Origin of the sequence: Hymenobacter sp., from assembly GCF_036388155.1 — a bacterium.
In the GTDB taxonomy this organism is placed as follows: Bacteria; Bacteroidota; Bacteroidia; order Cytophagales; family Hymenobacteraceae; genus Hymenobacter.
In genome coordinates this window covers 17337-29046 of sequence record NZ_DASVSI010000163.1, presented here as the reverse complement: position 1 = coordinate 29046, position 11710 = coordinate 17337, and the positions used below count along the sequence as shown (strand labels likewise).

At 63.2% G+C, this 11710-nt stretch carries 7 protein-coding genes and 1 pseudogene; 6 read left to right on the top strand and 2 right to left on the bottom strand.

From position 1 onward, the window contains the following. The 6 genes and pseudogenes from VF629_RS25855 to VF629_RS22945 all read left to right on the top strand — a co-directional run. Window positions 1-522 (top strand): annotated as a pseudogene (locus VF629_RS25855) (RCC1 domain-containing protein); the annotation flags it as partial. A gap of 56 nt (window positions 523-578) precedes the next feature. Continuing rightward, window positions 579-3113, top strand: coding sequence for a hypothetical protein (locus VF629_RS22965; RefSeq protein WP_331060893.1), 2535 nt, complete (start codon window positions 579-581; stop codon window positions 3111-3113). Window positions 3114-3132: 19 nt separating this feature from the next. Beyond that, window positions 3133-4698, top strand: a complete 1566-nt coding sequence (locus VF629_RS22960; RefSeq protein ID WP_331060845.1) for a T9SS type A sorting domain-containing protein — start codon at window positions 3133-3135, stop codon at window positions 4696-4698. A gap of 10 nt (window positions 4699-4708) precedes the next feature. Further along, window positions 4709-5467 carry a T9SS type A sorting domain-containing protein gene (locus VF629_RS22955; protein ID WP_331060844.1) on the top strand — a complete coding sequence of 253 codons (759 nt, stop codon included), beginning with the start codon at window positions 4709-4711 and terminating at the stop codon, window positions 5465-5467. A 19-nt stretch (window positions 5468-5486) separates the two neighbouring features. Continuing rightward, the gene (locus tag VF629_RS22950) at window positions 5487-7037 is read left to right on the top strand and encodes a T9SS type A sorting domain-containing protein (protein ID WP_331060843.1); all 1551 of its coding nucleotides are present in this window, start codon (window positions 5487-5489) and stop codon (window positions 7035-7037) included. A 67-nt stretch (window positions 7038-7104) separates the two neighbouring features. Next, window positions 7105-7731, top strand: a complete 627-nt coding sequence (locus VF629_RS22945; protein WP_331060842.1) for a hypothetical protein — start codon at window positions 7105-7107, stop codon at window positions 7729-7731. Here VF629_RS22945 and recJ read toward each other — a convergent pair. Both recJ and VF629_RS22935 read right to left on the bottom strand, forming a co-directional pair. Further along, window positions 7646-9385 (bottom strand): single-stranded-DNA-specific exonuclease RecJ, encoded by a 1740-nt coding sequence (gene recJ, locus VF629_RS22940; protein WP_331060841.1) that lies wholly within the window; start codon window positions 9383-9385, stop codon window positions 7646-7648. The genes VF629_RS22945 and recJ overlap by 86 nt on opposite strands. A 295-nt stretch (window positions 9386-9680) precedes the next feature. Further along, complete coding sequence (locus tag VF629_RS22935; RefSeq protein ID WP_331060840.1) at window positions 9681-11507, bottom strand: tetratricopeptide repeat protein; 1827 nt, start codon at window positions 11505-11507, stop codon at window positions 9681-9683. Between the last annotated feature and the right edge of the window lie 203 nt (window positions 11508-11710).

Genomic DNA, 11710 nt, shown 5'->3' with positions numbered 1-11710 from the left:
ATGACATTACCATTTACTCCTCGCACTCCCCCAGCGTCACGCGAGAAGCGTACCTTGGCGCATTGGGTACTGACCTTGTTTTTCGGGCTACTGGCCGGGACGGGCGCGTCGGCCGTTGCGCAGACCCAAGCCCAAAACCCTGGCGAAGTGCTAAATCCTGTCGGCAGTAGCAGCGGGCACAAATTGATTCTATGCCAGGACGGTACTGTTAAAGGGTGGGGCGACAACAGCTCTGGGCAACTGGGCAACAACGCCGCCTACCCAACAACACCGGTCACAGTTCCGGTGGTGCTACCGGCCGGCATCGTGCAGGTTGCAGTTGTTCCCAACTGCAGCTTTGCCATCCTGTCCGACGGCACGTTGTGGGCCTGGGGCAGCAACGACGACGGAAAACTGGGCGTTGGAAGCGGAACCTTAATGACAACCACGGCCATGCAAGTGCCAACTTTATCCAATGTAATAGCCGTAGCAGGCGGTTTTTACCACGTCGTCGCCTTATGCGCCGACGGCACGGTGTGGAGTTGGGGCCGCCGCGGAGACGGGTCGCTGGGCACGGGGAGCAGCGGAGCATCCGTTGAATATACCCCCAGCGAATTACTACACTGGCCAATATCCGGTCCATTGCCAGCGGCGACCAGTTTGTGCTGGCCCTGGACGCCAGCGGCCACATTTGGTCGTGGGGAACCGATATCTATGGGGAGTTGGGCCTGGGCTTACCAGCAAACACTCTCCATCGCGAGTTTACGCCTGCTCAGATACAACTCAACAACGTGCGCCAGATAGATGCCACCAACGTGCGGGCAGCGGCCCTGCTGGCGGACGGCACGGTCTACAATTGGGGCAGCAACGGCGGAGGCCAGTTGGGGCTTGGAAACACTGCCTATGTGAATACGCCTACCCAAGTAGGGACTGGCACTATCACCGACGCCGTGGCCGTGGCCATGTGCACCAGCGCCACCATTGCCGTGCGGCCCAGCGGCGATACTTACGTGTGGGGCGACAACTATTACGGCGCACTTGGTGTGGTCTCGCCTGCTTCGGCTCCCGTTCCCATACTCGGACCTGTCTTTTCTCCGAACGTGCAGGTGTATGGGCAGTACTTCCAATTTGCCAGCATTGAGCGCACTGGCGTGGTGAAAACCTGGGGCGCTCAACCGCTGGGGTATACGCCCGCTTCACCCAGCCCCGGTGGAGGCTCCTACGTGCCCACCACCCCGGCGGGCTTGTGCCCGGCGGTGCCTGCTGCCTCCTTCCCGGAATGCGGCCCTCAACGGGCCTATTACCAACGGCCCAGCGCCACCTACGTAGCGGCCAAGCACGGCTACACGCTATCGCCGGCCGAGGTGGGCACCTATGGCACCACCACCGTCATCGACGCCAGCCAACCGCCCTACAACGGCACCGTGACGTTCGACGGCGTGTACCACCTGCGCGGCGACGTGCAGGTGGTTAACGGGACCTTCTCTTTGTTGAGAAACACGATTTTTTACGTGGATGGCAACAGCGGGCAAGCGCGCGCCCAACCGTACTACAACGCCACCACCCTTGACGTGCAAAACGCCACGCTGCGGCTGTCCGGGGCCACGCTGCGAGCCAACTGCCCCGTACCCTGGGGCGGGGTGACGCTCACGGGCAACGGCAAGATTTACACCGAGGCGGTCTTCGGCGGCAAGTCTACTACCCGCTCCGTCATCCGAGACGCCAGCATCGGCGTGCACAGCTATACGGCCGATTACACCGTTGACAATACTAACGAATATTACTTGTTGCAAACCAATTTTATTAACAACGACACCGGGCTCTTCGACCTGGCGAAGGGCACGGCAAAGCCGGGCGAGGGCGCCCGCGAGTGCGTGTTCCAGGACGGACGGGTCGGCATCCAGTTTGAATCTGTTGATTACTTTCCTACGAGGGTGTACGGCGGCGACTACCGCAACGCCGTGTTCGACGCAAACGGCTTCCAAAGCCTGCAACAAGGCCTGCTGGGGCAGGCAGGGGCGCTGCGCGTCACCAACAGCACCTTCACCAACAATTACTTTGCCTCCATAGAGGTTCTGGCTACTGCCGCGAGTGGCGGCAGCATTCACCACAATACCGTGGTGGTGCCCGCGGTGTGGCCAGCCGCGTTGCTGGCGCAGTTCCCAGCTGGCTACGCCCCCGTATCGACGGGCATCAACGCCACCGGGGCAACGGAAATTACGGCCAATACCGTCATCGGCGCCAACCGGACCCCTGCCGCTAACCCCGTACGGCAGGTGGGCATGGCATTGGCCGGCAATTGCCGGATATACGACGGGAATGCCCTGAGCTACCTCCGCGAGGGACTGGCCATGGCAACCAGCGACTACGGCAGCGGCTCGACGCACTACGTTGTCGGCAACACGTTCGACAACAACGTAGACGGTCTCATCTTCTCCGGCTCTGCCTACTATTACCAGGGCGTCCCGCAGGTGACGCTGCGCTGCAACACGTTCCGCAACGCCCTGGCCGGCGGCGCGGGCGTGTGGGTGAAGGCGGGCACGCCTTTCCCGGCCAGCTTGGGCACGGCCAGTCAGCCCAACGGCAACCGCTTCGACGGCATGGCGGACCGTAAAAAACGATTTGTGTACGACGTTGTGCAACCAAGCGGAGCAGTGCCTTTCACTTACCATCGCTACAATTCGCCGCAAGAAGAATTTGACGGCCCTTCTAGCGACCAAATTACTAATTCTGCTGGTACGGTCGTTGCGGTTGCGAACAACACCCAAATAGTCGGCACGAATGCTTGCGGAGGCAGTTCCTTGCCCGGAGTTGAGGCGCGCTCAATTGCGGCGGGGCCGTCGTCGCCTCAGTTTGGCAACACAGCAGCCACCAAAGTTCAATTGGGGGATGTTTACCCAAACCCAGCCTCGGAAACGGTTTCTTTCGCCTATTTCATACCGGCCGGCAGCCCTCCGGCAGTATTGGTGCTGCGTAATGCGATGGGCCAGCGCGTGGCTGCGCAGCCGCTGCGGGAGGCCAGCGCGGGCGAGGCGCGTTTCTCCGTACTAACCCTTCCAGCAGGCCTTTACACGGGCACAGTGGAAGTGGCCGGGCAGGTACGCGCCAGTCACAAAGTAAACGTCGCGCGCTAAGCGCAGGGGCTTGACCACAATGAGACACGGACTCTTTTTGCTGGCGTGGTTCCTATGCCACGCCAGCCAGGTTTTTTCGCAGCAACTGCTGTGCGAGCGGGAACTGCGCACGAACGCCCCGAGCTATGTGCAGGCAGTGACGCTGCTACGCCTGCGACAGGACACCCTGCGCTTGGTCAGCGACAACCTTCTTCCGCTGGTTGCTCGTCCGCTGCGCACGCGGGTGCAGCGCCTGAATGCGGCCGGTTGCGACACCCTGCCGGCTGGGCCGGCGGTGGTGCGCGTAGCCAATCCCTATTCGGCTAAGTCCCTGGCCTGCGCCAACCGCCGGGGACAAGTCCTGGTGGCCGTTCAACTGACTGGGGGCCGAACCTTCACCAACAGGGACAGTCTGCGATTCGGGATGCAGCTATTCAACCGCGACGGCACCTTGCGTTGGTTTCGCGCCATCCGCCCGCAAACAGAGTCGGAGGGCGCCACCAGCCTAATTGAAGCCCCAGGTAATGGGTTTTTCATTATTGGGGGCCAAACCAACGGACGGGGCGGGAGTAATACCTTCTTGTTGCGACTCGATAGCTTGGGACAAGTGCAATGGCGACGCGTGTACTCGCGCACGGGCAGCTACGATTACGGCCACTTGGTATACACCCGTAGCGGCACCCTGCTGGCAACACTAAAGTACGCTGCCCTCACCCCGGCTCGCGCCCCTGCAACTGCCGTTGCTGAATTCAATCAGCAGGGGGATTCGCTTACTACCCGGCGCGTGTTGCTCGACCCGCAGCAACTTACTTGGCCAACGAGTGCCTCCGGCTCGCTGCTGCCACTACAAGACGGCGGGTTTGCCTTAGTGGGAGTAGTCGATTCGGCCAACACCAGCTATGGCCGGCCTTTCTTGGCCCGGCTTGACCGCAACCTGAACCTGGTGTGGAGCCACCTCCACCGCCAGCGTCTGGCCACCGCTTTTGCGCAGCCGCAGGAACTGGCCGACGGCTCGCTGGTGGTGGTGGCCAGCAACGGGCAGAGCGGGCGCGGCTTCCCCTTCTGGCTGTTTCGCTTCTCGGCCAGTGGAGCCTGGCTGCAGCGCTACCCCTTCATATCGCAGGCGCTCACGCCCTACAACGCCGCCGGGCGTTATGGCTTCTTCGGCGTGGCTCAGGGCTTGCAGTCCCTGTCGGATTCGACGTTAGTTGTGGCTGCTGGTTTTGCCGATTTAAACTCCTCGCGCGTCTACCTGGCCCACCTGCGGGTGCCGGGCCTGCCGCGCGTGGTGGACTCCCACGTCGTGCCCGCCGCCCAGCCCCTGGCCGCCCGCCCCGGCCGCGCCGCCGGCGCCAGCTTGGAACTGTACCCCAACCCGGCCAGCGAAACCCTGACCGTGCGCCACGCCCCGGCGCCGGGCACGGCCCCCGCCGCGCTGAAACTGCGCGACGCGCTGGGCCGGGTGGTGCTCACGCAGCCGCTGCCACACATCGACACGGGCGAGGTGCGCGTGTCGGTGCAACACCTGCCGCCTGGCCTCTACGTGGGCACGGTGGAGGCGGCCGGGCAGCTACGCGCCAGCCGCAAAGTTTCCATTGTCCGCTAAGGATTTGCCCATGCCCCACGCCCTTGTTTTCCGTCGCTCCTCCCCGCAAGAGGACGGGCTCGTCTTTTCTGGCTACGCCTACTATTACCAGGGCGTCCCGCAGGTGACGCTGCGCTGCAACACGTTCCGCAACGCCCTGGCCGGCGGCGCGGGCGTGTGGGTGAAGGCGGGCACGCCCTTCCCGGCCAGCTTGGGCACGGCCAGTCAGCCCAACGGCAACCGCTTTGACGGCATGGCGGATGACAGGAAGCGGTTTATGTATGATGGGACGCAACCCACTGGCGGTGGCTTGTTTCGGTATTTCCGCTATGACTCTGCTTCCGGACAGGAATCATTTGCGGGACCTAATAACGATGAAATTTATGGCACCAATGCTCAAGGGGCACCAACCGGCAGCGCACCCATCACCACCATCTCCGGCACCAACGCCTGCGGTGGCTCCACCACGCCCGGTGTGAACGCGCGGTCCGCCGCTACGCCACCAAGCAAGACAGGAGAAGCGCCAGCCGGCAATGGTATCCTGCGGGAGGCGTACCCCAATCCAGCCAGTGAAACAGCAACATTTGCTTACGCTTTACCAGCGGATACCTCACCAGCGGCGTTGGTGCTCCGCAATGCGGTGGGGCAGCCGGTACTAACGCAGCCGTTGCTGCATCACACGGGCAACATCAGCTTCTCAGTGTCGCAGTTGCCCCCTGGCCTCTACGTGGGAACGGTGGAAGTGGCCGGGCAAGTGCGAGCTAGTCGCAAGCTGACCATCGTTCGCTAATGTTGTCGCATCTACGCCGATGAAACACGGACTTTTATTGCTGGCGTGGCTGGTTTGCCACGCCAGCAGCGCCACGGCGCAGCAACTGCTGTGTGAGCGGCAGCTAAACAGTGGTGCCACCACCTTTTTGAGGGCCACCGCGTTGGTCAGCTGGCAACCCGACTCGTTGCGGCTCGTGAGCGACTACTACCCCACCAATATCGCGTCGGCGGTGACCCGGGTGCAGCGGCTGCGCCTGAGCAGCTGCGACACCTTGCCAACCGGGTCGACGACGGCCCGCCTGCGCCTTAGCGGCATCAGCAGCGTGGCAGGCACCAACCGGCGGGGGCAAGTGCTGGTAACCCAACAACTCGTACGGCCCCTGGCGGCCGGCACCAACGGCGACAGCATTCGCATTGTGCTGAGCTTGTTCAACCGCGATGGCAGCACCCGCTGGCGGCGGGTCGTTCCACCGCAATCCAGTGGCGAGGGGGTCAGCGGCGTGATTGAAGCACCGGGCGCCGGCTTTTTCCTGTTCGGTGGCCAAAGTAACGGTCAGGGCGGCAACCATTCCTTCGTCATCCGGCTCGATAGCCTGGGCCAGGTGCAGTGGCGGCGTACCTACGGCCAACGCCTTAGTTTTACCCTGAGCAACCCCGTGTACACCCGCACCGGCACCCTGCTGCTAGCCGTGCAGTACCCGGTGCGCTTGCCCGTGTTGGCCGTTGCCACCGGGGTGATGGAGTTCAACCAACAAGGCGACTCGCTCACCACGCGTCGCGTGGTCATCCGCCTCCTGGGCAATTCCACGCTGCCCCTGACCAAGCCCGGCTCGCTGGTGCCCTTGCGTGACGGAGGCTTTGCGCTGGTGGGATACGCAGACTCCACCAATGTCGCGCTTAGCCCTTTTTTGGCCCGGCTCGACCGCAACCTGAATCTGGTTTGGAGCCACGTCCACCGCCAGGGTGCGACCGCCTTGACCCAGCCCCGGGAACTGGCCGACGGCTCGCTGGTGGTAGTGGCCAGCAACGGGCAGAGCGGGCGCGGCTTTCCTTACTGGCTCTTCCGCTTCTCGGCGGCCGGGGCCCTGCAACAGCGCTATCCTTTCGTCTCGCAGGTGCTCACGGCCAACACCGGCGGCGGGCGCTTCGGCTTCTTCGGCGTGGCCCAGGGCCTGCAGCCCCTCTCCGATTCCAGCTTGGTGGTCGTGGCCGGCAGCAACGACATCAACTCCTCACGCATTTACCTGGCCCACCTGCGGGTGCCGGGCCTGCCGCGCGTGGTGGACTCCCACGTCGTGCCCGCCGCCCAGCCCCTGGCCGCCCGCCCCGGCCGCGCCGCCGGCGCCGGCTTGGACCTGTACCCCAACCCGGCCAGCGAAATCGTGGCCGCGCGCTACGCCCCGGCGCCGGGTGCGGCCACGCTGGAGCTACGCGATGCGCTGGGCCGGGTGGTGCTGGTCCAACCGGTCAGCGCAACAGAAACCGAAACCCGGCTTTCGGTGCGGGCCTTGCCAGCGGGGCTTTATTTCGCGACGATGCGCGTGAACGGACAGCAGGTGGCTCGCAGCAAGCTAGTGGTTACGCACTGAAGGCAGTGCGGTTTTGATTTATCTGGCGACTGCGCGGCCACGCAAGAGCCAAAAAAGTTAAACCACTATGCCTCTTCGCCTGCTGAGCCGCTACGCACTGGCTGTGCTGTTTGTGCTGGCGGGCGCGTGGCACTTCGTGCACCCGGCCACGTACCTGGCCATCATGCCGCCGTGGCTGCCGCAGCCGCTGGCGCTGGTGTATGCGAGTGGCGCATTCGAAATCCTGGGCGGGCTGGGGTTACTGCTGCGTGGCATGCGGCGCGCTGCCGGTTGGGGCCTGCTGGCACTGCTGGTCGCCGTGTTTCCGGCCAACGTGTACATGGCCTTGATTCACGAGCAACTGGGCATTCCGGGCTGGGTGGCGTGGGGACGGCTGCCCTTGCAGCTGCCGCTGCTGTGGTGGGTGTGGAACTCTGCGCTTAATGAGCAAAGCAATATGAGCAATGCAATGTCTGTCGTCCTGAGCGCAGCGAAGGACCTTATCAAGGTAGAACAACTGGTGCTGCCACCAACCGGCGCGGAAGTGAGAAGGTTCTTCGCTGCGCTCAGGATGACAGACATTGCATTGCTCATTCTTCACTCTTCATTCCTCATTAAGCGCAGCGTCCTTACTCCCAGCGCACGTCCAGCAAGCGTAGCTGCACGCTGCGCTGGCCGCGGTACTCGTTCAGCTCCACCGTGTAGCAGGCGCTGAAGGGCTTGCCTTGGTCGATTTCGGGCAGATAATCGGCCAGGCCGAACCCGATGGCGTCGACGGCAGGCCCGGTCACATCGGCCGAAGCCAAGCGCAATTTAAGGTGGCCCTGGCCCACCACGCGGGCGCTGTGGGGCACGGCTACCAACCGCATCGAAGCAAAAACGGGGTTAGGGTTGCCGGGACCGAAGGGCTCCATGCGCCGCAGTTCCGCAAAGAATTCTTCGTTGATGCGGCTCAGGGGCAGTGTAGCCGCCACTTCCACGGGCCGCACGAGGTGCTCCGTGGTAAGGGTGTCGGCCACCACTTCTTCGAAACGCTGCTGAAAGGCGGGCACGTTTTCCACCTTGAGCGTGAGCCCGGCCGCGGCGCGGTGGCCGCCAAACTGGTCGAGCAGCGGGGCGCAGGCTTCCAGGGCCTGGTGCACGTCGAAGCCGGCCACGGAGCGGGCCGAGCCCGTGGCCTTGCCGTCGCGCTGGGTGAGGATGACCGTGGGGCGGTAGTATTGGTCGAGGCAGCGCGAGGCCACAATGCCCAGCACGCCTTGGTGCCAGTCGGCTTTGTAAAGCACGGTGGCGTGGGCGTTTTGCAGGGCGGGGCTCCCGGCAATCATGTCCAGCGCCTCCTGGGTGGTGTGCTGGTCGGAGCCGCGGCGCTCCTGGTTCATTTGGTCCACCACTTCGGCGGTGTAGCGGGCCTCTTGCTGGTCGGGGGCCAGCAGCATGGCCACGGCGCGGCGGGCGTCGCCCATGCGGCCGGCGGCGTTGATGCGCGGGGCAAAACCAAATATCAAGCTGCTGATGCCCAAGGGGCCTTCGCGCAGTGTGGCCAGTTCGCGCAAGGCGGCAAGGCCTGGCCGCAGCAAATGCGCGTCTTCGTTGAAACGCCGCAAGCCGTGGGCCGCCAGAATCCGGTTTTCACCGGTGATGGGCACGACGTCGGCGGCAATGCTGACGGTGGCCAGGTCGAGCAAGTCGTGGAGGGGCGCGTCGGGCAAGCCCAGGCGCTCGCCCAGGGCCTGCATCAGCTTGAAGCCCACGCCGCAGCCGGAAAGCTCTTTGTAGGGATACTCGCAATCGGCCCGCTTGGGGTCGAGCACGGCCACGGCGGCCGGCAGCTCGTCGCCGGGCAGGTGGTGGTCGCAGACAATGAAGTCGACGCCTTGGCGGGTGGCGTAGGCCACTTGCTCCACGGCTTTCACGCCGCAGTCGAGCGCCACAATGAGCGTGAACTTGTTTTCGGCCGCAAAGTCAATGGCTTTTTCCGAAATGCCGTAGCCCTCGGTGTAGCGGTCCGGAATGTAGTCGCGCAGGCGCTCGGCTCCGAACAGCGGCGTGAGGTAGCTCATCACCGTGGCTACCGACGTGATGCCGTCCACGTCGTAGTCGCCCAGCACCAGCACTTTTTCATCTTCCTCGTAGGCCCGGGCCAGGCGGGCCACGGCGCGGTCCATGTCGCGCATCAGCAGCGGGTCGGGCAGCTGGCGCAGGTTGGGGTGAAAGAAGGCGGCGGCGGCTTCGGGCGTGTCGATGCCCCGCTGCACCAGAAGGGCGGCTATTTCGGGAGCAATGAACAGGGCCTCGGTCAGCCGTTGGGCGCGGGCAGGGTCAGCTTCGGGGATATAATTCCAGCGCTTAGTAGCGGATATGGGCATTAGATAGGTCGTAGAAATGGTCGCAAAAGTACGACCAAACCCCGCCCCATCCTTGCCGCCGTACCTTTGGCACTGGGCCGCTCGCCCCGCCGCAGACGATGAATAAGCTCCAGGAATTTTACCGCAAATACCGCCAGTACATCCTTTCGGATGGCCTGATGTACGTGGTATTCATCGTGGCCCTGGCGCTGATGTTCGTGTTTTTTGGGTAGTTTTTCGAGGGCAGGAGGGCAAGAGGGTGTGGGGGTAGGAAGTTTAACCCCTACTCCCACACCCTCTTGCCCTCAAAAACTACCTACACCCCATCGCCGCGCAGCTTGCGGAAGCGCTTGCGGGCCTCGGCCACGTAAATGCTGCCGGGGTACTTGGTGATGATTTGGTTGTAGAGCTCCTGCGCCTTCACTTTGTCCTTCACATCCTCTTCCTGAATGCGGGCCAGCAGAAAGAGGGCATCGTCGCTCAGCACGTCGTATTTGGGGTTTGCGGTGATGCGCTCCAAGGTGGCCACGGCGCCGGGGAAGTCGCCGGTGCGCCGCTGCAATTGCGCTTTGAGGTAGTAGGTGTCATCGGAGAGCGAATGACCGGGGAATTTCTCCAGCAGGTTGTCCAGCCCTTTGATGGCTTCGGCAATTTTATTCTGGAATACCAGCTGTTCTACGGCCGCGTAGGCCCGCAGGCCCAGGCCCAACGTGTCCTCCACCGTGTTGTCCTGAATGAGCAGCGAAAGCTGCATGGCGTCGTTGGCGATTTCGCGAGTGGTGGCTTCTTTGAGGATGTCGAGGTGACTTTGGGCCAGCTTAAAGTCGCCGGCGTAGTAGCTCAGGCGGGCGTTGCGCAGCTTGGCTTCGTAGCCCAAGGGCGAGTCTTTGTGCGACTTTTCCACCTGCGAGTACAGCAGGGTGGCCTCCCAGGGCTCGGCTTTCAACAGGTACAGGTCGCCTTGGGTCACTTTGGCTTGGTCCACTACTTCGTCGCTGGCGCGCGGCATGTCAATCACCTCTTGCAGCAGGGTCATGGCTTTGGCGCGGTCGTTCAGCTGGAAGGCGTAGAGGTTGGCCAGGTTGCGCAGCACCGGTGCGGTGTCGGGAGTGCGGCCCAGCTCGGTCAGCAGTTGCTCGTAGTCGCCTACCAGGGCGCGCACTTTGGCCACGTCCACGGGGTAGGTTTCCCGCACCTGGGCCTCCCGGGCCTGCAGCAGCCGCTGGCGGGCCATGTTGCCGTAAGTGCCGCCGCGGTACTCCTTCACCACGTAGGCGTAGCCCTCGATGGCGCTTTCGTAGTCCTTGTTTTGCTGCGCAATGCTAGCCAGCTCCATCACCCGGACGCCCTCGCTGCGACTGCGCCGGTCGAGGGCGCGGGCCTGCACCAGGGCCCCGCTGAAATCGCGGCGCTGCACTTGCAGCCACAGCAGCAGCTCGCTATAGGACGCCTGCTCGGGGTGCTCCTGGGTGGCCGTGAGCAGCAGTTTTTCCAGCGCGTCAAAGTCCTTCTCTTCGCGCAGGGCGTTTTGCAGCATGTTGCGGGCGAAAGGCAGCTGCTTTTCGTTCTGCGCCACTAGCCGCAGGGTCTCGGCCAGCACTTGCGGCTGGTTTTGGGTTTGGGTATACAGCTGAATCAGCTGAGGGGCGTATTCGGTGTCGTTTTTGGCCAGGGCCCGGCCGCGTAGGTAGGTGCGTTCGGTCCAGGCGGGCAGCTCGCGGCGGGCAAACTCGGTGGCCACTGGCAGCACCTGGGCGGGTGTGAGTTGGCTCAAGACTTTTTGCCACTGTTTTTCGGCATCGGCATTCTCTCCTGCTGCGGAATATACCCCGCCTAATGCCACCCCGTAGGTCGCGTCTTCGGGGTGCAGCTTGACGGCTTTTTTGGCGAGCTTCTCGGCCTCCTTGTGGCGCTTCAGTGCCTGCAGCGAGGCCAGGTAGACCGGAAACACCGACAGGCTGGACTGCTCTTCGGCCGACAACTTCTCGAACAGGAATACCACTTTCTCGTGCTCGCCGCGACGGGCGTAGTCCTGGGCCAGCGCGGACCCACTCACCGGCGCCCACTCTTTAGCGGGCTGCTGCGCCTGAGCCGGCAGAGCTAGTGCAATGGAAGCAGCGAGAAGAATAGAATGCGGACGCATAAATGAATAGAATTAAGTAGCCGGAATCAGGCAGCAAGTAAACAGTGGCGAGAATCAAGTAGAAATAGCAGACGTGGACCCACTCGTTGAAAAGCAAGCCACGACCTGGAGCTACTGGTTACTTAATTCTTACTACCTAGTTCCTGCTGCTCAGTACACACAGTAGTCAAACCTCGACCTCAACGCTTGGCTCCGCCGCGTTC